The 25855-nt window shown below is 64.4% G+C and carries 21 protein-coding genes, 1 pseudogene and 2 riboswitches; of the genes and pseudogenes, 9 read left to right on the plus strand and 13 right to left on the minus strand.

Annotated features, from left to right (window positions below):
- Positions 1–35: 35 nt before the first annotated feature.
- From atzF to E2K99_RS25630, 7 genes and pseudogenes are all read right to left on the minus strand, one after another.
- A pseudogene (gene atzF / locus E2K99_RS23520) lies at positions 36–1427 on the minus strand (allophanate hydrolase); the annotation flags it as partial.
- On the minus strand, positions 1427–5050 hold the full coding sequence (gene uca / locus E2K99_RS23525) for an urea carboxylase (RefSeq protein WP_134223765.1): 3624 nt from the start codon (positions 5048–5050) through the stop codon (positions 1427–1429). The gene uca and the pseudogene atzF, both read right to left, overlap by 1 nt.
- Positions 5051–5148: 98 nt before the next feature.
- A complete protein-coding gene (locus tag E2K99_RS23530; protein ID WP_134223766.1) occupies positions 5149–5784 on the minus strand; it encodes an urea amidolyase associated protein UAAP2 in 636 nt (211 codons plus the stop codon).
- 15 nt (positions 5785–5799) lie between these two features.
- Positions 5800–6531: an urea amidolyase associated protein UAAP1 gene (locus E2K99_RS23535; RefSeq protein WP_134223767.1), complete on the minus strand. Its 732-nt coding sequence runs from the start codon at positions 6529–6531 to the stop codon at positions 5800–5802.
- A 1-nt stretch (position 6532) separates the two neighbouring features.
- Positions 6533–7309, minus strand: a complete 777-nt coding sequence (locus tag E2K99_RS23540) for an ABC transporter ATP-binding protein (protein ID WP_134223768.1) — start codon at positions 7307–7309, stop codon at positions 6533–6535.
- Positions 7306–8121, minus strand: a complete 816-nt coding sequence (locus tag E2K99_RS23545; protein ID WP_134223769.1) for an ABC transporter permease — start codon at positions 8119–8121, stop codon at positions 7306–7308. Before E2K99_RS23545 ends, E2K99_RS23540 begins: the two co-directional genes overlap by 4 nt.
- Positions 8122–8269: 148 nt before the next feature.
- A riboswitch (guanidine-I (ykkC/yxkD leader) is annotated at positions 8270–8370 on the minus strand.
- A 94-nt stretch (positions 8371–8464) separates the two neighbouring features.
- On the minus strand, positions 8465–8620 hold the full coding sequence (locus E2K99_RS25630; protein WP_166675107.1) for a hypothetical protein: 156 nt from the start codon (positions 8618–8620) through the stop codon (positions 8465–8467).
- 440 nt (positions 8621–9060) lie between these two features.
- Positions 9061–9160: riboswitch (guanidine-I (ykkC/yxkD leader) on the plus strand.
- Positions 9161–9227: 67 nt separating this feature from the next.
- Between E2K99_RS25630 and E2K99_RS23550 the strand changes: the two genes are divergently transcribed.
- The 5 genes from E2K99_RS23550 (at position 9228) to E2K99_RS23570 (ending at position 15576) form a co-directional block, all read left to right on the plus strand.
- Positions 9228–10304, plus strand: coding sequence for a putative urea ABC transporter substrate-binding protein (locus E2K99_RS23550; protein ID WP_134223770.1), 1077 nt, complete (start codon positions 9228–9230; stop codon positions 10302–10304).
- 150 nt (positions 10305–10454) lie between these two features.
- Positions 10455–11387: a TorF family putative porin gene (locus E2K99_RS23555; RefSeq protein ID WP_205703721.1), complete on the plus strand. Its 933-nt coding sequence runs from the start codon at positions 10455–10457 to the stop codon at positions 11385–11387.
- A gap of 191 nt (positions 11388–11578) precedes the next feature.
- Entirely contained in the window at positions 11579–12286 is a 708-nt protein-coding gene (locus E2K99_RS23560) for a gluconate 2-dehydrogenase subunit 3 family protein (RefSeq protein ID WP_134223771.1), read from the plus strand.
- 45 nt (positions 12287–12331) lie between these two features.
- A complete protein-coding gene (locus tag E2K99_RS23565; protein ID WP_039783206.1) occupies positions 12332–14113 on the plus strand; it encodes a GMC family oxidoreductase in 1782 nt (593 codons plus the stop codon).
- Positions 14114–14124: 11 nt separating this feature from the next.
- Entirely contained in the window at positions 14125–15576 is a 1452-nt protein-coding gene (locus tag E2K99_RS23570; protein WP_134223772.1) for a cytochrome c, read from the plus strand.
- Between the two features lie 13 nt (positions 15577–15589).
- Here E2K99_RS23570 and E2K99_RS23575 read toward each other — a convergent pair whose 3' ends face one another.
- Positions 15590–17665: a TonB-dependent receptor gene (locus tag E2K99_RS23575; protein WP_420840850.1), complete on the minus strand. Its 2076-nt coding sequence runs from the start codon at positions 17663–17665 to the stop codon at positions 15590–15592.
- A gap of 188 nt (positions 17666–17853) precedes the next feature.
- Here E2K99_RS23575 and E2K99_RS23580 point away from each other — a divergent pair, with 188 nt between their 5' ends.
- The gene (locus E2K99_RS23580; protein WP_134223773.1) at positions 17854–18771 is read left to right on the plus strand and encodes a LysR family transcriptional regulator; all 918 of its coding nucleotides are present in this window, start codon (positions 17854–17856) and stop codon (positions 18769–18771) included.
- A gap of 3 nt (positions 18772–18774) precedes the next feature.
- Here the strand turns inward: E2K99_RS23580 and E2K99_RS23585 are convergent, their stop codons facing one another.
- Both E2K99_RS23585 and E2K99_RS23590 read right to left on the minus strand, forming a co-directional pair.
- Positions 18775–19311 (minus strand): SRPBCC domain-containing protein, encoded by a 537-nt coding sequence (locus E2K99_RS23585; RefSeq protein ID WP_134223774.1) that lies wholly within the window; start codon positions 19309–19311, stop codon positions 18775–18777.
- Positions 19312–19437: 126 nt separating this feature from the next.
- The gene (locus tag E2K99_RS23590; protein ID WP_134223775.1) at positions 19438–19995 is read right to left on the minus strand and encodes a flavodoxin family protein; all 558 of its coding nucleotides are present in this window, start codon (positions 19993–19995) and stop codon (positions 19438–19440) included.
- Between the two features lie 151 nt (positions 19996–20146).
- Here E2K99_RS23590 and E2K99_RS23595 point away from each other — a divergent pair, with 151 nt between their 5' ends.
- Positions 20147–21100, plus strand: a complete 954-nt coding sequence (locus tag E2K99_RS23595) for a LysR family transcriptional regulator (protein WP_134223776.1) — start codon at positions 20147–20149, stop codon at positions 21098–21100.
- Between the two features lie 13 nt (positions 21101–21113).
- Here the strand turns inward: E2K99_RS23595 and E2K99_RS23600 are convergent, their stop codons facing one another.
- Positions 21114–21578 (minus strand): cyclophilin-like fold protein, encoded by a 465-nt coding sequence (locus tag E2K99_RS23600; protein WP_134223777.1) that lies wholly within the window; start codon positions 21576–21578, stop codon positions 21114–21116.
- 115 nt (positions 21579–21693) lie between these two features.
- The gene (locus E2K99_RS23605) at positions 21694–22605 is read right to left on the minus strand and encodes a LysR family transcriptional regulator (RefSeq protein WP_134223778.1); all 912 of its coding nucleotides are present in this window, start codon (positions 22603–22605) and stop codon (positions 21694–21696) included.
- 256 nt (positions 22606–22861) lie between these two features.
- On the opposite strand from E2K99_RS23605, the gene E2K99_RS23610 reads away from it, so the two are divergent.
- Together E2K99_RS23610 and E2K99_RS23615 are read left to right on the plus strand one after the other, a co-directional pair.
- Positions 22862–24091 carry an MFS transporter gene (locus E2K99_RS23610; RefSeq protein WP_121041364.1) on the plus strand — a complete coding sequence of 410 codons (1230 nt, stop codon included), beginning with the start codon at positions 22862–22864 and terminating at the stop codon, positions 24089–24091.
- The gene (locus E2K99_RS23615) at positions 24088–24501 is read left to right on the plus strand and encodes a (R)-mandelonitrile lyase (protein ID WP_134223779.1); all 414 of its coding nucleotides are present in this window, start codon (positions 24088–24090) and stop codon (positions 24499–24501) included. Before E2K99_RS23610 ends, E2K99_RS23615 begins: the two co-directional genes overlap by 4 nt.
- Before the next feature lie 102 nt (positions 24502–24603).
- Here E2K99_RS23615 and E2K99_RS23620 read toward each other — a convergent pair whose 3' ends face one another.
- Positions 24604–25653: an NAD(P)-dependent alcohol dehydrogenase gene (locus E2K99_RS23620; RefSeq protein ID WP_039783185.1), complete on the minus strand. Its 1050-nt coding sequence runs from the start codon at positions 25651–25653 to the stop codon at positions 24604–24606.
- Positions 25654–25855 lie beyond the last annotated feature (202 nt).

Here is a 25855-nt window from a genome sequence, read left to right on the forward strand (position 1 = left end):
CTGCCCTCGCTCTTTCAAGCAGCCAGCAGCCGGCTTTCGATGTGACGCTGCCCGGCCAACGGCCGTCCATGGGCGCGCTGCAGGGCATCGGCCACACCCAGCAGCCTCTGGTCGCTGAAAGCCGGACCGAATACCGTGATGCCCCAGGGCAGGCCGTTCTTCATGAAGTTCATGGGCGTGGCCACTGCGGCGTAATCCAGCATGTTCATGAAGTTGGTGTACCAGCCCAGGTCCGAATTGCGTTGCACCGGCTGCTCGCGCAATTCCTCCAGTGTCACCGGGCGCGGATAGGCCGGCGTCACCACGCAATCGACGGTGGCCAGGATGCGGTCGCATTCGGCCTTCAGTTGCTGCAGGCGATATTGCGCGCGGAAGGTATCGACGGCGCTGAACTGCGGCGCCTTGCGCAGCACGTCGCGAATCACCGGCAGGATTTCTTCAGGCTTTTCATGCAGCAGTGCCTCGATGGTGCTGTAGCGTTCTGCTACCCACGGCCCTTCGTAAAGCAGGCGCGCTGCCTCCAGGAAGGGACTGAAATCGATGGACACGGACACGCCGCCGATGGCTTCCAGTTGTCCCAGCGCTTCCACGAACAGGGACGGGCTCTCGCTGCAGCCGAGGAATTCCAGTTGGCGCGGCACCCCCACGCGCAAGCCTTTGCGCGGTGGCTGGAAGGCCGCCGCATCGTTGTGCGGCACGTTGGCGCGACTGTATTCATCGCGCTCATCGGGCTCGCCAGCTTGCGTGCAGAGAGCCAGCAGGTGGCTGGCCTCGGCCGCCGTGGCGGTGAAGAAGGTCACGCAATCCAGCGTGCGGCAGGCGGGGACCACGCCGGCAGTAGAGAGCAAACCCTTGGTCGCCTTCAACCCGACCAGATTGTTCAGGGCGGCGGGAACGCGGCCACTGCCGGCGGTATCGGTGCCCAGTGCAAAACTGCTCAAGCCCAATGCCACCGCCAGCGACGAGCCGGAGGATGAACCGCCGGAAGGATAATCCGGATGCACGCTGTTGCGGCAAGCGCCATAGGGCGAACGCGTGCCGTTGAGGCCGGTGGCGAACTGATCCAGATTGCATTTGCCCATGGGGATCGCGCCCAGTGCGATGAGCTGCGCCACCAGCGTGGCGCTCTCGCGCGGCACGTAGCTGAAGGCCGGACAGGCGGCCGTAGTGGGGATGCCGGCCAGGTCGATGTTGTCCTTGATCGAGAACGGCACGCCATACAGCGGCAGGCTGTGCGGGGATTGCCCTTCCAGTGCCTGCAGGTAGGGCTCGGTTTCCGCCTCGCTCAACAGGTGGATGTAGAGCCGGTATTGCGGGTTGAGCGCCATGGCACTCTCACGCAGGCGGCCGATCACGGCGCGCGGCGACAGGCTGCCATCACGATAGGCCGCCGTGAGCGCATCGATGCGCAGGTCAAAGGAATGGATCATGCGGCCTCCTCTTCAGTGTTTTCCATGACCAGCACGCACTGTCCCGCGCGCACCGGACTGCCGGGTTGCACCCGCACTTCGGCGACCATGCCCGCTTCAGGCGCGGTGATGTTGATTTCCATCTTCATCGACTCCAGGATCATCAGCAGCTCGCCCTGCGCCACACGCTGGCCGGGGCTGACCTTGACCTGCCACAGGTTGCCGGCAATCGGCGCATCCACCGCCAGCTGGCCCGCCTGCAGCGGCTGGTGATCTTGCACGATGGCGCTGCTCTCCTCGCTCTCGTAGTTGGCCTGGCCGCTGGCGATCCAGCGCTGGCGTTCGGCATCGAAGGCGGCCTGCTGGTGCTGGCGGAAGGCGGCAATCCCCTCGGCTTCGCGCTGCAGGAAATCCTGATAGTCCGCCAGGTTCAGCTGGGTCTCTTCGATGCCGACCTCGAAGCGGCCCAGCGGGAAATCGCGGCGGATGGTCTGCAATTCGTCGGCCGTGACCGGATAGAAACGAATCTGGTCAAAGAAGCGCAGCAACCACGGCTTGCCCCGGAAGGCTGGGACCTCGCGATAGCGGTTCCACATCTGCAGCGTGCGGCCCACGAACTGGTAGCCGCCCGGCCCTTCCATGCCATAGATGCACAGGTAGGCGCCGCCGATGCCCACCGAATTCTCGGCAGTCCAGGTGCGCGCCGGGTTGTACTTGGTGGTGACCAGGCGATGGCGCGGGTCCAGCGGAGTCGCCACCGGTGCGCCCAGGTAGACGTCGCCCAATCCCATGACCAGGTAGCTGGCATCGAAGACCGTCTCGCGCACTGCACCGATGTCCTTGAGGTCGTTGATGCGGCGGATGAATTCCAGATTGCTGGGGCACCAGGGCGCATCCTTGCGCACCGTGGTCATGTATTTTTCGATGGCGAGCTGGCAGGCCGGATCGTCCCAGGACAAAGGCAGATGTACGATACGCGACGAAACCGTCAGGTTTTGGCGAGCGCAGACGGCGTCCCACAATCCGGCGATGGTTTCCAGCAGCCTTGGCAAGGGCAGCGCTTCCGGCTGGTAATGCACCTGCAGCGAACGGATGCCGGGGGTCAGGTCGATCACGCCGGGCAGGGCCTGTTCTTCCAGCGCCGCGATCAGGGCGTGCACGCGGAAACGCAGCACCAGGTCCAGTTGCGGGCTGCCCACTTCCAGCAGCAGGTTGGCATCGCCCGACAGGCGCGCCACCAGGCGTTGTTCATCCTGGCCCAGATCCAGCACGATGGGCGAAGCCAGCGGTGCCGGCGACCAGTCCACCGCTTGCGCCTGCAGGCTGGTGATGCCGGCATGCGCTGCCAGAGCGATGCGGCGTGCCGTGCTCACGTCCACCGGAATGAAGCGGACCTTGTCGCCCGCCTTGAGCTGGCCGATCTGCCAGAGATCGGCCTCGATCACCGTGACCGGACAGACGAAGCCGCCCAGGCTGGGGCCATCCGGCCCGAGGATCACCGGCATGTCGCCGGTGAAATCGACGGCACCCACGGCATACGGATTGTCATGGATGTTGGAGGGATGCAGCCCCGCTTCGCCGCCGCTGTCGCGCACCCATTCCGGTTTGGGGCCGATCAGGCGCACGCCGGTGCGGCTGGAATTGAAATGGACTTCCCAGTCGGTGGCGAAGAAGGTCTCCATGTAGGCCGGTGTGAAATACTCCGGCGCACCGTGCGGACCATAGATCACCCGCACCTGCCGCACCGTTTCCAGCGCAGGATACAGATAGTCTGGCAACTGCTTGCCGGCCTCGGGGATCTCATCGGCAGCCAGCGGCAGCAGATGCAGGATGTCGCCACTGGCCAGCGCGCGGCCCGCGTGGCCGCCGAACTGGCCCAGCGTGAAGGTGCTGCGGCTGCCAAGATAGGCCGGGACCTGCACGCCACCGCGCACGGCCAGATAGCTGCGCGCACCGGCCCCGCTGATGGTGCCGAGCTTCAAGGTACTGCCGGCCGCAATGTGCAGCACGGTGGCCATTGGCTGGGCCACGCCATCGAGCAGCACCGGGATCACGGCACCGGTCACCACCACGCTGGCAGCGGTATTGAAGCGCAATACCGGACCCATCATCGTCACTTCCAATCCGGCCGCATCCTCGGCGTTGCCCAGCAGACGATTGCCCAGCCGCAAGGCGCGCTCGTCCATCGGGCCCGAGGGCGGCACACCGACCGCCCAGTATCCGATGCGGCCGGGATGATCCTGCACCGTGGTCTGGGTGCCGGGTGACAGCACCTCCACGGTATCGGCGCGATAGACCAGTTGTTCCAGGCAGCGCGTCCATGGCTGGCCGCTGGCGAACGGGACATCGTCAAGGATCTGACGCAGGTAGTGCTGGTTGGTCTCCACGCCGTACAGTGCCGTCTCGCGCAGCGCAGTATTGAGCGCCACACGGGCTGCTTCGCGGGTGGGCTGCCAGCTGATGAGCTTGGCGATCATGGGATCGAAATACGGTGGAATCTCACATCCGGCCTCGACCCAGGTATCGATGCGCAACGCCTTTCCATCGGCGTCAGGAAAATCGACAGCGGTCAGCAGGCCCGGACAAGGCTGGAACTGGCGGCCCGGGTCTTCCGCATACAGGCGCGCCTGGATCGCATGGCCACGCGGCTGCAGACCGGCCGCCAATTGCGCCAGCGGCGGCAGGTCGCCAGCGGCCAGCTCGATCATCCAGCGCACCAGGTCCACGCCCCAGACCTGTTCGGTCACGCCATGTTCCACCTGCAGGCGCGTATTGACTTCGAGGAAGTAGAACTGCCCGGCCAGGCTGTCATAGACGAACTCCACCGTGCCGGCGCTGCGGTAGTTGACCGCCTTGGCCAGCTTGATGGCTGCCGCACACAGGGCGTCGGCCATGCCCTCGGGCAGGTTGGGGGCGGGAGTTTCTTCCAGCACCTTTTGATTGCGCCGTTGCACCGAGCAATCACGCACGCCCAATGCGATCACCTCGCCTTGGCCATCCCCGAAGACCTGCACTTCCAGATGGCGGGCGCGTTCGATGTATTTCTCAATGAAGACGCCGGCATCGCTGAAATTGTTCTGGCCCAGGCGCCGCACCGAATCGAAGGCATCGCCCAGTTCGGCATCGCTGCGGCAGACGCGCATGCCGATGCCGCCACCACCGGCCGTGCTCTTCAGCATCACCGGATAGCCGACACGGGATGCAGCGGCCAGCGCATCGTCGATGCTCTCCAGCAGGTCGGTGCCTTCCAGCATCGGCACGCCCTGCTCACGTGCCAGTGCGCGCGCGGTGTGCTTGAGTCCGAAGATGCGCAACTGCGCGGGCGTGGGGCCGACGAAGGCAATGCCGGCCGCTTCGCAGGCTTCGGCGAAGGCGGCATTTTCGGAGAGGAAGCCATAGCCCGGGTGGATGGCCTGCGCGCCGCTGTCGCGGGCGGCGGCCAGGATCTTGTCCACGGCAAGATAGGTCTGGGCGGCCGGTCCTTCTCCCAGCGAGATGGCGCGGTCGGCCTGCAAGACGTGCAGGCTGCCGAGGTCGGCTTCGGAATAGACGCACACGCCGGTCACGTCCAGCGTGCGCAAGGTGCGCAGGATGCGGCAGGCAATGGCGCCGCGATTGGCGATGAGCAGATGGTCAAACATGGAATGGGCCTGGAAATCCGGGTCGTCCCGTGATTCGAAAAACCGGCTCGCGGTCGTCCGCGAGGGGTGCAGGGCAGCGTAAGATCAAGCGGCGCGGATCAGTCCCACACCAGCACTTCGGCCGCCGTCGGGTTCCAGCCGTTGCAGGGATTGTTGAGCTGCGGGCAGTTGGAGATCAGCACGATGAGATCCTGCTCGGCGCGCAGCTCCACGTACTTGCCGGCGGCCGAGATGCCATCCTCGAAAGTGAGACCGCCCTCGGGGGTGACCGGCACGTTCATGAAGAAGTTGATGTTGGCGCCGATGTCGCGCTTGTTGAGGCGGCCATCGTGCAGACAGGCACAGAGGAAATTGTCGCGGCAGCTGTGCATGTAGCGTTTGTCCAGCGCATAGCGCACGGTATTGCTCTCCTGCGCGCAGGCCCCGCCCAGCGTGTCATGGCGGCCGCAGGTATCGGCCACGATGGTGGCCAGTGCGCGGCCCAGGTTGGAATACAGCACGCTGCCCGCGCCCAGATAGGCGCGGTTCTGGCGGCGCAGGGTACGCTGGGGATCGTAGCGTTCACGCGGATTGGCGGCGCTGTAGAACAGCGTATCGATGGCCTGGTTGCCTTCCAGGTCCAGCAGGCGCACGGTCTGCCCGGCGCCGAGGTTGAAGAGATAGGGTTCGCCGGCCGGGATCACGTGACGGAACACGGCTTGTTCGGGGGCGCGCTGGCTTTCGATGATCTGCATGTGAGTCTCCCTGGTTCAGAGATGGAAGCGTTCGGTGTTGTGGAAGGCGCGCTCGTTCTCGGGGCGAGAATGGCGGCAGGCATGGGTGCTGTCGTCGCTGTGCGTTTGCAGCCACGCCAGCCGGACCGGGCGCGGTAAGTAGTGCGGATGCGGGTCCATCGGATGCTGCAGGGCGGTCAGGATGATGAGCGTGTCCATCGGCGCGGCCAGCTCGATGAAATCCCCCGCCCTGGAATTGCCGGGCACGAAGTGGAAAACGCCCTCGGCATCCACGTTCACGCGCGAGAACAGGTTCACCACCATCAGCAGGTCCTGCAGGTCGAGGTTCCACTTGCCCATTTCCACCAGCAGGTTGTCGGCACCGTTGCGATGGAATCCGTTGCGCAATTCCTGGTAGCGGCCCTGGCCGTATTTCTCGCGCACCTCTTCGGCATTGAGCACGCCGCCGAAGCTGTCATGCCAGCCGCAGGTGTCTTCGGTGATGGCCGCCAGCACGCGGCCCATGTCGGAGTACAGGCAGTGACCGGCCTGCAGGCGCGCCGTGTGCTGGCCCTTGAGGGTGTCGGGCAGGTTCAGGCGTTCGCTGGGCTGCTGGGCGTTCAGCATCATCATGCTGACGTTGGCGCCGCCTTCGATGTCGGTGATGCGCAGCGATTGCCCGCGCTTGAGGATGAAGGACGTATGGCCGCCGCCGGGCAGCAGTTCTTCGTAGAGTCTGGCCTGCAGGGCCAGGGGATCCTTGCTCATGTCAGCTTTCCTTTGCAGTGAGGAGGGAGGCCAGCTTGTCCGCCTGTTCGCGGGCACGGACCTCGTTGAGGGCGATGTCGTAAGTGATGTGGGCGCCATAGGCCTGCGGGTATTGCGGATCGACGCGCACCTTGTCGAACACCAGCAGCCGGGTGCCCAGGGTGAAGCCTTCGGAGAGGTCATGGGTGACCATGAAGACGGTCAGGCCGCTGTCCTTCCACAGGTCCAGCAGCAGCGCATGCATCTCCTTGCGGATGCCCGGATCGAGGGCACCGAAGGGTTCATCCAGCAACAGCACGCGCGGACGCACGATGAGCGCCTGGGCAATCGCCAGCCGTTGCTGCATGCCGCCCGACAGGCTGCTGGGATACAGGTCCAGCGCGTGGCCCAGCCCGACACGATGCAGCAGCTGCGCCGCCTCTTCACGGGCGCGCCGCTTAGCTCCGCCGAAGAGGCGACCCAGCAAGGGCGAGCGCGGCAGCTCCAGGCCGATGGCCACGTTGTCCAGCACGTTCAGGTGGGGGAATACGGAATAGCGCTGGAACACCACGCCGCGCGTGGCATCGGGCTCGGCCGGGAAGGGCTGGTCCTGCAGCAGCAGCTGGCCCTTGCTCGGACGCTCCTGCCCCAGCAGCAGGCGCAGGAAGGTCGACTTGCCACAGCCGGATGCACCGACCAGGGTGCAGAACTGGCCTTCTTCCACGCGCAGGTTGAGGCGCTCCAGCACCACGTTCTGGCCATATTGCTGCCACACGTTGCGGATCTCGATGTAGCTCATGCGCGGCCTCCTTCAGCCCAGGGGAAGAAGCGGCGGTGGATGGCACGCAGAGACCAGTCCATCAGCCACGCCAGCAGCGTGATCCAGACCACGTAAGGCAGGATCACGTCCATGGCCAGATAGCGGCGCACGAGGAAGATGCGATAGCCCAGACCGGCAGTGGCCGAAATCGCTTCCGCAGAAATGAGAAACAGCCACGCCGCCCCCAGCGACAGGCGCAGCGAGACCAGCAGGCGCGCCAGCATCTGCGGCAGGGCCACGCGCAGCACCAGGGTCCAGCTATTGGCCCCCAGCGTCTGCGCCTTGATCAGCAGTTCGGCGGGGATGGCGCGGCCGGTGTGTTCGAGATCCCGCGCCAGCAAGGGCGTGACGCCGATGACGATCAACATCACCTTGGACAATTCATCCAGCCCCATGACGATGAAGAGAATCGGCAGGATCGCCAGCGGCGGCACCATCGAGATCACGGTCAGCAGGGGCGAAAATCCTGCGCGCAGCACCGGGAAGATGCCGTTGGCGATGCCCATCACGAGTCCGGCCACGGCCGCGATGCCCAGGCCCAGCAGCACGCGCTGCAGGCTGGCCAGGGTGTCGCTCCAGAACAGGTAGTCGCCGGTGCGCGGGTCTTCCATGAAGGCCATGTGACGGACCGCATCGACCATCTGCGCGAGGCTGGGCAGGAGCTTGTCATTGGGATTGTCGGCCAGGCGCGTGGCCGAGCCGAAGGCGTACAGCAGCGCCAGGATGAGGAAGGGCAGGAGCGTCAGCAGCCACTGCCCGGAGCGGCCGGGTTGGCGATTCAGGAAACGCATGGCGCGCCTCCCTGTGGCAAGGACCGAGGCAGGGACGGACGCAGCACGCGGGCTGCGGGATGGAACCTGGGGTGGCGAACAGCGATCACGGGAAACTCCGGTCGGGGTTGAACAAAAGCAGGAGCAGCGCGGCACCTGTGGTGCAACTCTCTCCCGGGCTTTTGTCCCGCCGTGTAACCTCGACCGAGGTCGCCGGCTCTCGGACCAGTCATCTGCCTGCGGCAGACCGGAACCCTAGCCAGCTATTTGAACGTCTTGTGCAGCCGTCGGATGATCAGGTCATTGTCAGATCATCGGTGCGGGCTGCTCTGCATGTCATTGGATTTCAGCAAATTCCATACCATCAGCGCGCACGGCGCAGCCAGCGCACCGCATGCGCAAGCACTTCAATGAGCAGCAATGAAGTGCGCATGCGGCCACAGAGCGGCAGGGCCTGTGCGGCCTCGCTGGAAAAGGCGAAGGGAAAAACGGTAGTGTCGTGAGATCGGGTCATGGGCATGGTCTGCTCCTGCGAACATGGCCTGGCCGTCCAGGGATGGTTGCCGCCGCCACGCGTGATGCATGCGCTTCATTTGCTTCGGCCCAAGTCGTCTTGGCTCGCCCACGGCGAGAACGACAATCTTGCATGCAAGATCCAGACCAGCCCTGCATGCCCTTGCGCACCCGGCGCAAACCCGCACCTGCACTGGCTCGCAGCCAATCACGTGAAACTTCGCGGATCGCTGGAGCGCAAGCATGGTGCAAACCGGCACCGATTTGGCGCGCGCACGATGCGCCAGCATCGCTCACGTGTGACGCTGCGAATGGCGCGTTGAACCGTTCGCTATTAATAGCGAAAACCGGCATCCCGCATCATCGACATCGCCTCCGGGCATTGGCATGAACCTTGCTGAAAAGCGAGCGGGAGCCGGCGAGTCCGGTCTTGAGTAAGCACAATTTGCAATGGACAGCTAGGGTTCCGGTTCGCTGTTGCGGATGTCTGGTCCGAGAGCAGTCGACCTCGCAAGGGGTTACACGGCGGGAGAAAAGCCCGGGAGATGACGCGTTCGCAACGACCGCGCCGCTCCCGGGCTTTTTTCCAATAAACCCTTCGAGGACCCTACGCCGTGTACAACATTTCCCGAATCCTTGGTGGCGCTGCCATCGCCCTGGCCGCCTTCACCGGCGCGCTTTCACCGGCCCACGCCGCCCCCCGCACCGACTTCAAGGTCTGTACCTCCATCTATGCCGGCTGGATGCCCTGGGGCGAAGCCCAGGCACAAGGCATCCTGGCCAAGTGGGGCAAGAAGTACGGCATCACCATCAGCGCCGTGCAGTTGAACGACTACGTGGAGTCGATCAACCAGTACACCGCCGGCAAGTTCGACGGCTGCACCATGACCAACATGGATGCGCTCACCATTCCCGCCGCCGGTGGCGTGGACTCCACGGCGCTTATCGTGGGCGACTATTCCAACGGCAACGATGGCATCGTCCTCAAGGGGAAGAACAAGAAGCTGGCCGACATCAAGGGCCAGTCGGTACAGCTGGTGGAATTCTCGGTCTCGCACTACCTGCTGGCGCGCGCGCTGGAAACGGCCGGCCTGCGCGAGCGTGACGTCAAGGTAGTCAACACCAGTGATGCCGACATCACTGCCGCATTCGCCACCCCGGCCGTCACCAGCACGGTGACCTGGAACCCGATGCTGTCCTCGATTGCGGCCTCGCCCGATGTGTCGCTGGTCTACACCTCCAAGCAGCTGCCCGGCGAAATCATGGACCTGATGGTGGTCAACACAAAAACCCTGCAGGAGAACCCCGCCTTCGGCAAGGCCCTCACCGGTGCCTGGTACGAGATGATGGCCATCATGACCGCCAAGGATGAGCGCGCCACCCGCGCGCTGACCGCCATGGGCAAGGCTTCCGGCACCGACCTGGCGGGCTTCCAGTCGCAGCTGGCAGCCACCGCCATGTTCTACCAGCCCAAGGCGGCGCTGGAATTCGCCACCAAGAAGGAGCTGCCGGCCATCATGGGCCGCATCGCCAAGTTCAGCTTTGACCACGGCATCCTCGGTCCCAACGTCAAGAGCGCCGATGGCATCGGCGTCGCCTTCGACGGCAACGTGGTGATCGGCGACAAGAAGAACGTCAAGCTGCGCTTCGACCCGGCCTACATGAAGATGGCGGCCGACGGAAAACTTTAAGTTTTTTGCGCGCACGCACGCGCAACGTCACCACCACAACAGCATCACCCACTGTCTTGCGCGGGTCCGGCAACGGACCCGCCGGGGCCTGCTCGTCCCTTGCTTTCACCCTGATCCACGCTGCTTCCAGACCAAACCACGGAGAGAACCTTGATTACCTACGCCACTTCCCTGTCGCGCCTTTGCGGCCTCGGCACCTGCGCCGCTGTCCTCACCACCCTGCTGGCCTGCGCTCCGGCGCTGGCCGATGATGCCGCGCCGGCAGCGGCCCCGGCCGGTCCATGGACCATCACCAAACACATCGACCTGGCCTCGCGCTATGTACTGCGCGGTGTCACCACCACCTACGGCAACGGCCAGCCACTGGGCAATCCCGGAGCCGACGCGCCCGAATCGGACCAGGCCGCGCTGCAATGGGGCATCGACTTCGTCCACAGCAGTGGCTGGAGCTTCGGCTACTGGGCCTCGACCATCAATTATTCGTACAAGCAGCTGGGCAATTCCTACGGTGATCGCAGCATCACCGAATTCCAGAAACCGCGTTCGGTGGAAAACGATTTCTACTTTGCCTACGCCGGCAACATCAGCGGCGACCTCGGCTATACCCTGGGCATGACCGGCTACTACTACGCCAACGGCAGCCATGCCAATGCGCTGGAAACCAAGGCCGGCCTGACCTGGGGCGCGCTGTCCTTCAATGCGCAGACGCTGCTCAGCGACGTGGTCTGGGGCAACAAGGGCGATACCTACTGGACCCTGGTCTACACCAAGCCGCTGCCCTACGACATCACCTTCACCGGCACGCTGGGCGCCTACACCTACAGCCGCGAGGGCAAGTATCTCGGCACCCGCGACACCGCCACCGGTGCCTCCTGCGGGGCAGGCCAGGCCTTCGTGGTCAATGGCTGCTTCGCCGGCAACGGCCCAAGCAGCGGCGGCCTGCGCCACCTGACGCTGGGCCTGTCGGCGCCCTTCCCCGACTCTTCCATCACCTGGTCGCTGCAAGCCATCCTCGGCGGCTACAACCGCTTTGACGTCAAGCAGGGCAACCAGCTGGTGGGCATGCTGAGCTGGGGCTTCTGAGCCACGCTTGCGCCACGCAGGGCTTGATACCTCCCGGGTATCAAGCCGCTGATGCGGGCGCGTCAGACTTTTCCCACATCAAAAGCACAGGATGACTGATCCCCCTGCGGCTTCATCCGGCGCATCATGGCTCAGCTATGGGCAAGGCAAGGCCTTGCTCACGCTCCGGATTTCCCTCAAGGAAACGCGCCATGAAAAAAATAAGCATCTCCGCCAATCGCCGCCGTTTCCTGCGCGGCGCGCTGACCGCCGCGCCCGCTGCCGCGCTGGCTGTCACCACCGGCAGCCTGAGCGCCACCGCCCAGGAGCAAGCCGGCAACGCCCCCTACAAACCCGTCTTCTTCAACCAGGATGAATTCGCGCTCCTGAGCGCCCTGGCCGATACCCTCATCCCCGCCGACGAGACCGGGCCCGGTGCGCTCGAAGCGGGCGTACCCGCCTTCATCGATGCGCAGATGAATACCCCCTACGGGCAGGGCCAGCTGTGGTACATGCAAGGCCCGTTCACCCCGGACGCTCCGCCCGAATTCGGCTACCAGCTGCCCTATCCGCCACGCGAACTGTACAAGAAGGGACTGGCCGAATTCGACGCGGCCATCCGCCAGCAGTATGGCCACGGCTATGTGGAACTGAACACCCAGCAACGCGAAAAGATGATGGGCGAGTTCGAGAAGGGCGACCAGGGCAGCCTCAAGATGGCCAACATCCCGCCTGCGGCGCTGTTCAACCTGTTGCTGCAGAACGTGCACGAAGGCTATTTCTGCGACCCCACCGATGGCGGCAACAAGGGCATGGGTTCGTGGAAGATGATCGGCTTCCCCGGTGCCCGCGCCGACTATTACGACTGGGTTGACCAGTACGGCCGCACCTATCCCCTGCCCCCGATCTCGCGCGGCTGATCGCTGCTTCCTCCTCGCATCGTTTGACCCCGAAAGCCCAAGCATATGGCCAACAAGAACATGAAAGCAGTCGACGTCGTCATCGTCGGCTTCGGCTGGACCGGTGCCATCATGGCCAAGGAAATGACCGAGGCCGGACAAAGCGTGGTGGCGCTGGAACGCGGCGTCTATCGCGACACCTACCCGGATGGCGCCTATCCCAAGACCATCAATGAGCTGGAATACCAGCAGCGCTTCAAGTTATTCCAGAATCTGAACAAATCCTCGTTTACCTTCCGCCGCAAGACCGGCGACAGCGCCATCCCCTATCGCCAGATCGCCATGTTCAAGCCGGGCGAAGGCGTGGGCGGTGCCGGCCTGCACTGGTCGGGCTGCCACTGGCGCATCCTGCCGGAAGAGTTGCGCATGCGCAGCCACTACGAGGAACGCTACGGCAAGGGTTTCATTCCCAAGGACATGACCCTGCAGGACTGGGGCGTGACCTACGAGGAACTGGAGCCGTATTTCGATTTCGCCGAAAAGATGATGGGCACCTCCGGCACCGCCTACCGCGTCGGCGGCAAGGTGGTCGACGACAGCGGCAATCCCTTTGAGGCCAACCGTTCGGACAACTTCCCGCTGCCCGCACAGAAGGAGCAATACCAGGCCGCGCTGTTCCGCAAGGCCGCGCAGCAGGCGGGCTTCCATCCCTTCACCCTGCCCTCGGCCAATGCCTCGGCGCCCTACGTGAACCAGTACGGCTGCCAGATGGGGCCTTGCACCTTCTGCGGCTACTGCTCCGGCTATGCCTGCTACAACTATTCCAAGGCCTCCCCCAACGTCAACATCATGCCGGCCCTGCGCAAGAGTGCGCTGTTCGAATTGCGCAGCAGCTGCAACGTGCTGCGCATCGAACTCGACAGCACCCGCAAGAAGGCCACCGGCGTGACCTACGTGGATGCCAATGGCGATACCGTGTTCCAGCCGGCCAACATCGTCATCGCCAGTACCTTCGCGTACAACAATGCGCGGCTGTTCCTGCTCTCGGGCATCGGCAAACCCTATGACCCGGTGAGCAATACCGGTGCGGTCGGGCGCAACATCGCCTTCCAGATGATGTCGACCATCAATGCCTTCTTCGATCCAGGCAAGAACATCAACGGCTTCATCGGTGCCGGTGGCAATGGCGTGGCGGTGGATGACTTCAATGGCGATCACATGGACCACGGCCCGCTGGGCTTCGTCGGTGGTTCGCCGATCTGGTGCAATCCGGCCGGGGCCAAGCCGATCTCGGGCATCGCCGTGCCCAGCGGTACGCCCAAGTGGGGCCGCGACTGGAAGCGTGCGGTCAAGGCCAGCTATCTGAACACCATGTCCTTCGACGTGCATGGCGCCAACATGGTCTATCGCGACGTGTATGTGGATCTCGATCCCAACTACAAGGATGCCTTCGGCCAGCCGCTGCTGCGCTTCACCTTCGACTGGAAGGACAACGACATCCGCATGAGCCGCTACGTCACCGACCAGGCCGTCAAGATCGCGCACGAACTGAAGGCGCGCGAGATCAAGGTCACGGTCAAGGACTTCGGTGCCGCGCCCGACCTGCGCAGCTACCAGACCACGCACTGGGCCGGTGGCGTGGCCATGGGCACGGATCCGTCCACCAGCGTGGTGAACCGCTACCTGCAGAGCTGGGATGTGCACAACGTCTTTGCGGTGGGCTCGGGCGTGTTTGCCCAGGGCATCGGCTACAACCCGACCGGGGCGGCGGTGGCGCTGACCTACTGGTCGGCGCGCGCCATCCGTGAGCAGTACCTGAAGGACCCGCGACCGCTGGTCAGCGCGTGAAGACGGGAGCGATGATGAAACGACTGATCCTGATCTCCGCCCTGGCGCTCCGTACGGCGGCGCTGGCCGCCAGTGCCGCCTACAACCTGGCGCATGCCGATGAATCGCTGAGCGTTCCTGCCCCACCCAAGCCACCCGTGGGCGCGCGCCTGCTCAATCGGGAAACGGCACCCCTGCGCCCGCTGGCCACGCCGCCAGCCGATGCGGCACTGGCCCAGCGCGTCGCCAAAAAAGACAGCCCCAGTGCCGATGACCAGCTACTCTTGCGCGGTGCTTATCTTGCACGCGCCGGGGATTGCGTGGCCTGCCACACCAGCAAGGGAGGTGCGCCCTTCGCAGGCGGACTGGCGCTGGCCTCGCCGATCGGTGCGATCTACTCCACCAACATCACGCCGGACAAGGAACACGGCATCGGCGACTGGAGCTATGAAGATTTCGCGCGCCTGATGCGCACCGGCGTGACCAAGGCGGGTTATACGGTCTATCCGGCCATGCCCTATCCCTCGTATTCGCGCCTGACCGAGGAGGACATGCAGGCGCTGTATGCGTATTTCACCAAGGCCGTGCCGCCCTCGGCGCAGGCCAATCGTGCCAATGACATCCCCTGGCCCTTGTCGATGCGCTGGCCGCTGGCGCTCTGGCGCAAGCTGTTCGCGCCGACACCAGCGCCCTATGCGGCACCCGCCGGGACTGACGCACAACTGGCACGGGGGGCCTATCTGGTGGAAGGACTGGGCCACTGCGGCAGCTGCCACACGCCGCGCTCGACCACGATGCAGGAGAAATCGCTGCGGGATGACAGCAGCCGCCTGTATCTCTCCGGCGGGCAGGTGGTCGATGGCTGGAGCGTTCCGTCACTGCGCAATGAACATGGGGGCGGTATCGCGGGCTGGAGCCAGGCCGACCTGGTGGAATTCCTGCGTACCGGCCGCAACCAGTACACCGCTTCCTTCGGTGCCATGAATGACGTGATCGAGCATTCCATGCAATACATGACCGAGGCCGATCTCAATGCGATGTCGCGTTACCTGTTGAGCCTGGCACCACGCAACGGCGCTGAGCCGTATCGCTATGACGAAACTACGGCCACGGCGGCTTACGAAGGACGTCCGCAGACGCCGGGCGCAGCGCTCTATCTGGATCGCTGCGCGGCCTGCCATCGCAGCAACGGCACCGGCTATGGCAAGGCCTTCCCGGCGCTGGCCGGCAATCCGGTGCTGCAAACCGGGGATGCCACCTCGGCCATCCGCATCATCCTGCAAGGGGGGCGCCAGCCCTCCACCGATTCCGCCACAGCGGGGCTGGTGATGGCACCCTATGCGCAACTGCTCAACGATCAGCAGGTAGCGGAAGTGACCTCCTACATCCAGACCGCCTGGGGCAATCGCGGCGCGACCGTGAGTGCGGCCGATGTAGCCAAGATCCGCAAGACGGCCAAGCCGGTGGAGGAGCGGGCACCGTGAGGCGCCATCCGGCTCAATACTTCACATTGGCAGAGAGGTAGACCGCCCGCCCATCCCCCGGTGCATGCCGGGTCTGGTCGTTGATCCAGACATATTCATAGTAGCGATTGGCCAGGTTCTTGAGCTGCAGTTCCAGGCTCAGCTTGTCGTTGACCTGATAAGTCGCGCTGGCATTGAAGAGCGTATAGCCACCGTACTTGCCGCCGGTATTGGCCGTGGTCAGGTAGTAGCTGCCCTGGCCGTTGACCGAGGCCGACAGCTTCAGGTCCGCCGTGGCCTGGTAATCGATGCCACCGGAATACACCTGGCGCGGCACGTGGTCGATTTCCTTGCCGAGAGTGTTGGGTGCGCTCGGGTCCGGCGTGATGATTTCCGAACGCTGGCGCGAATACGCCAGCCACAGCGTGGTGCGCTTGCTGGCGCGCAGATTGATCTGCAGGTCGACACCCTTGCGCTGCGTGCGTCCCACGTTTTCCGAATCGCCCGTGGGATCGTTCAGGCGTCGCTTGACTTCATCCGAGGCTCGCTGCTCCCACACCGCCACGCGGCCATCGAGCCAGTCCACCGGCGTGAACTTGACGCCGGTTTCCCAGCCGTCATTGATGGAAGGACGCAGGTCATTGTTGTTGGACTTGTAGGCCGCCGCGCCCGCGCCGACCTGGAAGGTGCGGCCCCAGTTGGCATACAGGCTGGCCTCGCGGATCGGTGCATAGACCACGCTCAGCTTGGGCTGGCGGATGTAGCCGTAATCCTGGATGCCATAGCTCACCCCGCGCGAGGGATCGTTGAAACGTCCTCCCACATGGTCGACCCGGTAGCCGGGGATGATGCGCAGCGACTCCACCGGCTTGATCACGGCCTGTACATAGGCACCCACCGTATCGAAGACGAAATGATGGTCGCGCGTCTGCGATACGCGTACCTGGTTGACCGTGTTGTAGCGCGGGCTCTGGTCTTCCTGGCGCTCCATGCTGAAGCCGCCTTCCAGTGCCAGGTCGCTCATGCCTTCGAGCGCCTTCCAGCGCGGGCGATAGGTGGCATTGGTCAACAGCCCGTAGTGGGTCTCGTCGATGACGCGCTCCTGCTGCGAGGTCGTGGAGGAATAGCGCAGCCAGCGCTGGTCACGCACACGATTGAGATAGAGCTTGGCACCGACCGAGAGCTGGTCATCGATGTCACCATCGAAGTGCAGGCTGACCTGGTCCATCTGGCGGTTGCCGCCATCGGACTGGGCATAGGCATAGGACGAAGTCGGGTTGCTGCGCGCATCCTGGGCCGTCAGGTAGCCCGGTTCCTGGGCATAGGCATTGGCATGACGGATGCTCAGGCCGGTGCGATAGCGGCCATCATCGCTGGTGTAGAACCACTTGCCGGAGAAGGCGATGTTCTCGGCCTGCGCATGGTCGCGATAGCCATCCGATTTTTCGTAGCCGACGAAATAATTCTGGGACCAGTTGCCGTTTTCCACGCCCTTGACCACCTGCACCTGGCGCGTGTTGAAGCTGCCGTAGGTCAGGCGCGCCTCGTCGTAGTTGCCGCCCTGGCGGGTGACGATGTTGACGTTGCCGGCGATGTTGTGCAGGCCGTAGCGCGCATCGTTGGTGCCGCGTACAACCTCGATGCGGGCGATATCGAGCGGGAACAGCGTGCCCAGGAAGGGCATGCCGCCGGCATTGTCATTACTGGGGATGCCGTCGATGAGCAGCTTGACCGCATTGACCTCGCCCTCGCCATTGAAGCCACGGAAGGACAGCTTGCCCGATTCATTGCCCTGGCGGAACTGGGTCAGCATCACGCCGGGCGACTGCGCGAACAGCTCCCAGTTGTATTGCACCTGCTGTTGCTGGATGCGGTCGGCCCCGATCAGGTCCACCGAGGTCAGCACGTTGTTGAGTTGCAGCGGACCACTGCGGCGTGCGCTCACTTCCACGGTACCGAGCGTCAGTGAAGAATCCTCAGCGGCGCTGGCCGATTGCGCCAGCGCCCAAGGTGCGGCCCCCAGGGCCAGCAGACCGGACAGGGCGGTGAGTTTGAACACGGGTCGTGCGCGATGCAGCGGCCCGGGCCGGCGGGCGGAGTGAGTCGTCATTGGTCTTGTAGTGGTCTTGGTATAGGCAGTGCATGCGGCCTCCTCCGGCAGTTGCGCTGCCGTCCCCTGGATGCCGCATGGGAAATCAGGAGCGGCAAGCATAAGCTGGTATGACCACTTGTTGAATGTGGCAATTTGTCGCAGGGGCTTGCTACCATGCGAGATCTCTTCCTGCTGATCCTGCGCGCATGAAAAAACCGGACCTCCGTACCCTCGACCTGAACCTGCTCAAGGCACTGGCCGCCCTGCTCGATGAACGCAACGTCACGCGTGCCGCAGCGCGGCTGGGCGTGAGCCAGCCGGCCATGAGCGGCATCCTCACGCGGCTGCGCGAGAATTTCGATGACCCCCTGTTTGCCCGCAGCCAGCGCGGCATCGTGCCCACGCCACGGGCGCTGGAACTGGCGCAACCGGTGCAACGCGTGCTGCGCGACATCGATGGATTGCTGCATCCGCCGGTCTTCGATCCGGCCACGGCCCATCTGGATTTCACCATCGCCGCCACCGACTATGCCTTGCGCGCAGTCGCCCTGCCCTTCCTGACGGCGCTCAAGCAGCATGCCCCGTTCATCCGCGTGGCGCTGGCGTCGATGGAAGATGCACCGCTGCAGGAGCGGCTGGAGCGCGGCGAGATCGACCTGGCACTGACCACGCCGCAGGATACGCCGCCGGGCCTGCATGCGCGGCGGCTGTTCGACGAACATTACGTCTGCGCGATGCGTGAGGATCATCCGGTGGTGCGGGGACAGCGGCTCTCGCTCAAGCAGTTCTGCGCGCTGGATCATGCGCTGGTGTCGTATGCGGGCGATCCCTTCCACGGCGTCACCGATGAAGCACTGGCACAGCGCGGCCTGCAACGGCGCGTGAGCCTGTCGGTGAAGCGTTTCCTGGTATTGCCGGAGATCTTGCGCAGCACCGACCTGGTGGCCGTGGTGCCGTCACGGCTGGTGGCCGGGGTGGAGGGCCTGAAGCTGTTGCCGCCGCCGCTGGAGATCGCCGGCTTCACCAAGACGGCGGCGTGGCACGAGCGTACGCACCGCGATCCGGCGCAGCGCTGGCTACGCCAGCTGCTGTTTGCCACGGCCGGGCTGGTGCCGCTGCGTTGATCCTTAGCGCGGCGTGGCGGCCTCAGCCGCTGCCCGCGCCAGGCCGGTGATCCATTCCTGGTGGGCATTGAGCATGGGATTGGGCAAGGTGGCTGCCAGCTCGCGCGCGGGCTGGCCGTTCTGTGTCTCCTGCGTGAGGATGCGCACGCGGCCGCCCTCCAGGTCTTCGAACAGCCAGGCGTGGTGGACATCCAGACGCTGCGCGGCATCGCCTTCGACCCAGCCGTGCCAGGCGATGCGAGCGGCCTGGCCAGGCTGGGGCGGCAGGTATTCGGTCACTTCCGCTTCGACCGCAAAGCCGAAGGTCGTAAAGCGGAAACGAGCGCCCGCCGACAGCAGCGGACCGCTGCCATCATGGAAGCGGATCTCGCTGGCATTGCCGTAATAGCCGGGCCAGGCGCGCGTGTCGTTGAGCAGCGGCCACACCTGGGCCGCCGAGAGACCGGCGATGATCACTTCATTGGAAACGTAGTTGTCGGTGGTACCGGGCAGATAGCCGGCCGGCCAGATGATGGCGGCCTGGGTGGTGATGGCAGACATGATTTTCCTTGGCGGATTGTTGGACAGGTCTGCATGATGCGGACCGTCCAGTTATTACGCCAATCCTGAAAACCGATGATGGATATCGGGAAAACTGATATCTGGATCAGGGCACGGGCCTGAGGTTCAGGCGCGGCCGCGTGCGAATTGCGCCGCCACCTCGGCCACGCGCTTGCCCAGATAGGCGGCCGTGGCCAGGTCACTGGCACCGGGCGTGACCTCGGCGGGGGCATCGTCCGATTGCGCCATCGCTCCCAGCCAGCCACCGATGCGATTGAGTTCATCACCGCTCTTGCCGGGGAAGAGATCGACACCGGTCCAGAGCATGCCGTGCTGGGCGGCGAACAGCGCCAGGGTCACCAGGGAATTGAGCTTGTCGCCATGCAGCGCGCCGGAATTGGTGAAACCGGCCGCGACCTTGTTGCGCCAGGTCTGCGGGATCCACGCCTGGCGGGTCGAGTCTTCCATGAACTGCTTGAAGCGCGCCGAGATGGTGCCGTTATAGGTCGGCGAGCCGAAGATGATGGCGTCGCTGGCGGCGATGGCAGCCCAGTCCACGCTGCCGGCGGCGAGCGGCACAAGGGTGGCATGAGCCCCCGCGACTTCTTCCACGCCGCGCGCCACGGACTGGGCGAGTTTTTCGGTATGGCCGTAGCCGCTGTCAAAGACGATGCTGATGTTCATGTTTTCTCCTGTGGATAAATCAAACTGTTCGGGACCGGGGAATGCGGTGACAGGCTCATTCTGCGCAAATGGATTACATGACGGTAGCGGGGCAATCCTTTAGGATTCATCAAAATGAACTTATCAATCCATTTTTCGGGGAGCAACGGCCATGGATACGTCGCAACGGGTACGCGCCATCATTTCCTTCGTGCAGGCAGCCGATAGCGGCAGCTTCGCCGGCGCCGGGCGGATACTCGGCATCTCCTCAGCTGCGGTGAGCCAGAATGTGGCCGGATTGGAAAGCGCCCTGGGCGTGCGTCTCATGAACCGCACCACGCGCAGCCTGAACCTGACCGAGGAAGGCAGTGCCTTCCTTCGTCAGGCACGCATTGCGCTCGATGCACTGGAACAGGCGACCGATGACGTGGTGGCGGCACGCGCGACACCGACCGGACGCGTGCGCATCTCCACCAGTGCGGCCTTCGGCCGCGAACAATTGCTGCCGCTGCTGCCCGGCCTGAGCCAGCGCTATCCGGCCTTGTCGGTGGAAGTGGATTTCGATGACCGCCTCAGCGAGCTGGTGCAGGACGGCTATGACCTGGCGATCCGGGGCGGACGCATCGCCGATTCGTCGCTGGTCTCGCGCAGCATCTGCAAACTGAACCTGGCGCTGGTCGCCAGTCCCGCCTATCTGGAGGCCCGCGGCACACCGCGCCGCCCGCAGGATCTGCACAAGCACAGCCTGATTACGCGCAAGTTCCTGGGCGGCAAGGTGTCACCCTGGAATTTCCAGGGCAGCGACGGCAGCATCATGACCTGGAATACCGAACACGCACTGCTGACCTTGTCCTCGCCCGAAGCGCTGGTCCAGGCGGCCCTCGCCGGCATGGGTATCGCCGAAGTCGGGGTGCATCACGCGTGGCGCTATCTGCAACGCGGGCGATTGAAGGTGCTGCTCTTGCGCAGCCATCATCCGGGCAACTACGAAATGTGCCTGCAATACCCGCACCGGGCGCTGATCGCGCCGCGTGTGCGGGTGGCGGTGGATTACCTGCTGGAAGGCTTCGCCGCCAGCGAGGAACTGCACGTGCCGCTGGCCGCCTTGCGCAAGTACGCGGCCTGAGTACGGATGCGATTCATTCCTGCTCGATCAGGGCCAGATAAGGACCAGGCTGGCGCAGGACCGCGATGTCTCCGGTGATGTGGCCCAGCTTGACCAATCCCTTCGAGTAAGCGAAGTCCTTGTAGAACAGGGCGATATTGCCCCAGGGCGCATAGAAGGCGATATCCCCGCTGCGCGGCGTATAGCCCTCGGGCTCGCCGCGCGTGGCCAGCTTGCGTGGCAGCTGGGCAATCTTCTCGGTCTGGTTGTAGTCGGACAGCTCCAGCGTCAGCGGCAACAGGGCGGCGAAGTCGCGGGCAGCCGGACCGGGTTCGAGACGCGCGGTCAGGACGGTGTCGGCGATGGTGATGCGCAGGGTCATGGGCAGGCTCTTGGCAGAGGTACGGGTCTGGGCCGCTGCCGTCATCGGGCAGAGGCTCATCGCGCCGGCCATCAGCACGGCAATCACGGTCAGGCGCGGCAGGAAAGAGGAAGACATGGGCAGTCCGGAGGCAATCAATCTGACCTGATTGTCGCTGCATCATCGGTCCGTGATTAGTCCCGCCGGGCTGAATGCGGTCATCAGTCCAGCTTATGAATCAGGCACCCTGTCATCACCCCGGCTGACGTGGCCGGTTTTCGTAGCGCAGGGCATTGACCACCAGCGAGAACGCCGGCGAAGGCTGGCGGCGGCTGGGATAGTAGAGGTGATAGCCCTCGAAGACCGGACACCAGTCCTCCAGCACCCGTACCAGCTGGCCGCTCTCCAGATAGGATTGAAGGTCGTCTTCGGGCAGCAGGACCACGCCCAGCCCGGCCAAGGCCGCATCGATCTGCGGCGGCACGGTGTTGAAGATGAGCGAACCGTCGACACGCACGTTGATCTTTTCGCCGTCCTTTTCAAAATCCCATACGTAAAGCCCGCCCGAGGACGGCATGCGCTGGTTGATGCAATCCTGGGCCATCAGGTCGTTCGGATGCAGCGGCACCGGATAGCGTGTGAAGTACTCGGGCGAGGCCGCCACCACCATGCGCAGCGGCGGGCCGATGGGCACCGCGATCATGTCGCGGTCGATGGTCTTTCCCCAGCGCACGCCGGCATCGAAGCGGTCGGCCACGATGTCGCGCAGGGCGTAGCTCATGTCGAATTCCAGCTTGATGTCGGGATATTGCTGCAACAGCGGGGCCAGCTTGGGCAGCAGCACGCGCTGGATCATGCCGTCGCCGCAGGTGATGCGCACGGTGCCACCAGGTTTTTCGCGCAGTGCAGTGAGGGCATCGAGCTCGGCTTCGATCTCGTCGAAGCGGTTGCCGATCGACTGGATCAGGCGCTCGCCAGCGGGCGTGAGCGAGATGCTGCGCGTGGTGCGGGTCAGCAGGCGGATCTGCAGGCGCTCTTCGAGGCCGCGGATGGCTTGCGACAGCGCGGATTGCGTCACGCCCAGCGTGGCGGCGGCACGCGTGAAACTGCCCTCGCGCGCCACGGTGACGAAACCCAGCAAGTCATTGAGATTGCGTTTGATCATGCAGCCACCCTTCCTGTGGTGAGCAATAAAGCCGGATCAGCCGGAGGCCGCGCCGATGAAACAAGGGGTCGGTACCGAAGGGGGACGGGATTCATTGATTAGTTTTTCTAATAGGGTAATTAAGGATTGATTACCTAGTCAATACGGCGCACGCGCGCGACACTGATTGCCTTCACATTCTCCACGGCAAGCGCTGCGACCCGTGCATGCTGGTTTTCGGCGTGCTGCGGCGGGCACAGTCTTGCCCGACATCATCATGAGCAGTTCCTCTTGCACCACCTCTTCACTGCAGGCCGCCGACACCCCGGTACAGGCGCACTGGGGCGGCGTCTTCGCGATGACGCTCACGGCCTTTGCCCTGGTCGCTTCCGAATTCATGCCGGTAAGCCTGTTGACGCCCATCGCACAGGATCTGGGCGTGAGCGAAGGCCTGGCCGGGCAAGCGATCTCGGTCTCTGGCGCCTTCGCCGTGCTCACCAGCCTGAGCATTGCGCGCCTGGCCGGGCAGCTGCCACGCAAGACGCTGCTGTTGTGGCTGACGGCGCTGATGATGATCTCCGGCCCGGTCATTGCGCTGGCCCCCAACTATCCGGTCTACATGGCCGGGCGCGTACTGATCGGCATCGCCATCGGCGGCTTCTGGTCGATGTCGGCCGCCGCCGCCATCCGCCTGGTGCCGCCGCAGGACGTGGCGCGTGCACTGGCCGTCTTCAATGGCGGCAATGCCCTGGCCACCGTCGTGGCCGCCCCGCTGGGCAGTTACCTCGGCGCACTCATCGGCTGGCGTGGCGCCTTCCTGTGCCTGGCACCGGTGGCCTTGCTGGCGCTGCTGTGGCAGGCGCTCAGCCTGCCGGCCATGCGTCCGGCCGCGCGCCACACCGCGCCCACGCATCCGCTGGCCCTGCTGGCGACACCGCTGGTGGCACTGGGCATGGCGGGCGTGAGCCTGCTCTTCATGGGGCAGTTCACCCTCTTCACCTATCTGCGCCCCTTCCTCGAAAGCGAAACGCGGGTGCAGGTGCAAACCCTGTCGCTGATCCTGCTGGCCATCGGCGTGGCCGGATTCATCGGTACTACGCTCATCGGACGGCTGCTGCGCCGTTCGTTCTACGGCACGCTGGTCTTCATCCCGCTGCTGATGGCCGTCATCGCCCTGGCGCTGGTGGCCTGCGGCCATCACGTCCTGCCGGTCAGCTTGCTGCTGGCGCTGTGGGGTCTGGTCGCTACGGCCGCACCGGTGGGCTGGTGGTCGTGGGTGGCGCGCACCCTGCCGCACGATGCCGAAGCCGGCGGCGGGCTGATGGTGGCGCTGGTGCAATTGGCCATCGGCCTGGGGTCCACCCTGGGCGGACTGCTGTTTGACCACGGCGGCCATCACATCACTTTCTTTGCCAGCGCAGGCGTGCTGCTGGCCGCAGCCTTGCTGGCAGCGCTCACGGCCCGCCAGGATCGCCGGCCATCTTCCAACGAAAGGACATCTCCATGAAGATCATTCGCAACGGCAGCACCCCATCGGCCAAGGGACCGGCCTCCTTTTTCACCGGCAATGTGCGCATCGACAGTTTCTTCCAAGGTGAAGAACCGGCGCGCGCGGGCGGTGCCATCGTCACCTTCGAACCCGGTGCGCGCACCGTGTGGCACACCCATCCGCTGGGCCAGACCCTGATCGTGACGCAAGGCGTCGGCTGGACCCAATGCGAAGGCGGCCCGCGCACCGAGATCCGAGCCGGCGACGTGGTCTGGTGTCCGTGCCAGCGCCGTCACTGGCACGGTGCCACCGACACCACTGCCATGACGCACGTGGCCATCACCGAACTGCTTGATGGCAAGAACGTGGAGTGGCTGGAGCCGGTCACCGATGCGCAGTATCTCGGTGGTGAAGTCGTCAGGGACTGAGGCTCCCCCCCACACTTCGCTCAGCAATCAAAAAATCGGGCGGACACCTTGTGGGTGCCCGCCCGATTTCGTTCACTACGATGTCAGGTCAGCCGTTGGCCCTCAGGCGGCCATGCTGGCGTTGTCGATCACGAAGCGATACTTGATGTCGCCCTTGAGCATGCGCTCGTAGGCAGTGTTGATTTCTTCGGCGCGGATCAGCTCGATGTCGGCCACGATGTTGTGCTTGGCGCAGAAGTCCAGCATCTCCTGGGTTTCAGGGATGCCGCCGATCAACGAACCGGCCAGCGAACGGCGCTTCATGATGAGGCTGAAGACATTCGGCGACGGGTGCGGCGTGGCTGGTGCGCCGACCAGGGTCATGGTGCCTTCACGCTTCAGCAGCGAGAGGAAGGCATCGAGGTCGTGCGGTGCCGCCACGGTGTTGAGGATGAAGTCGAAGCTCTTGGCATGCGCGGCCATCTCTTCGGCATTGCGCGAGACCACCACTTCATCGGCACCCAGGGCCTTGGCATCGGCACGCTTGGAATCCGAGGTGGTGAAGGCCACCACGTGCGCACCCATGGCGTGCGCAATCTTGATGCCCATGTGGCCGAGGCCGCCGATGCCGACCACACCGACCTTCTTGCCGGGACCGGCACCCCAGTGGCGCAGCGGCGAATAGGTGGTGATGCCGGCGCACAGCAGCGGGGCCACGGCGGCCAGGTCGGCTTCCGGATGGCGGACCGTCAGCACGTAGCGCTCGTGCACCACGATCTGCTGCGAGTAGCCACCCATGGTCCAGCCGGGCGCGTCATCGGTCTTGCCGTTGTAGGTGCCGACCATGTTGTCGCAATAGTTTTCCAGGCCTTCTTCGCAATCCGGGCAGGTCTGGCAGCTGTCGACGATACAGCCCACGCCGACCAGGTCACCGACCTTGAATTTGCTGACGTGGTTGCCGACGGCGGCGACACGGCCCACGATCTCGTGACCGGGGACACAGGGGTATTGGGTGCCGGCCCATTCGGAACGGACCTGGTGCAGGTCGGAGTGGCAAATGCCGCAATAGGCGATGTCGATCTGCACATCGTGCGGTCCGGTGGCGCGGCGGGTGATTTCCAGATGTTCGAGTGGCTTGTCGGCGGCGTGTGCGCCATAAGCGTGGACTGGCATGGGGATCTCCTCAGTAAACGGGCCAATAAGCTGGCGTTGAGAAAGAACAGGTCAGGGGTGGGCAACCTGTCTTGAAAATGGATGATTGTGGCGTCCGGCAAGCCGAGAAGACAGACCTATTTCGCGATGATTCTTGCCTAAAATTCCGAGGCCATCGCGAAGACAAGCGCGTCATTCCCGCGACATCCGCTACCGCGCGCCC

The sequence above is a fragment of the Herbaspirillum huttiense genome, assembly GCF_004367745.1.
GTDB classification, from domain to species: domain Bacteria; phylum Pseudomonadota; class Gammaproteobacteria; order Burkholderiales; family Burkholderiaceae_D; genus Herbaspirillum; species Herbaspirillum huttiense.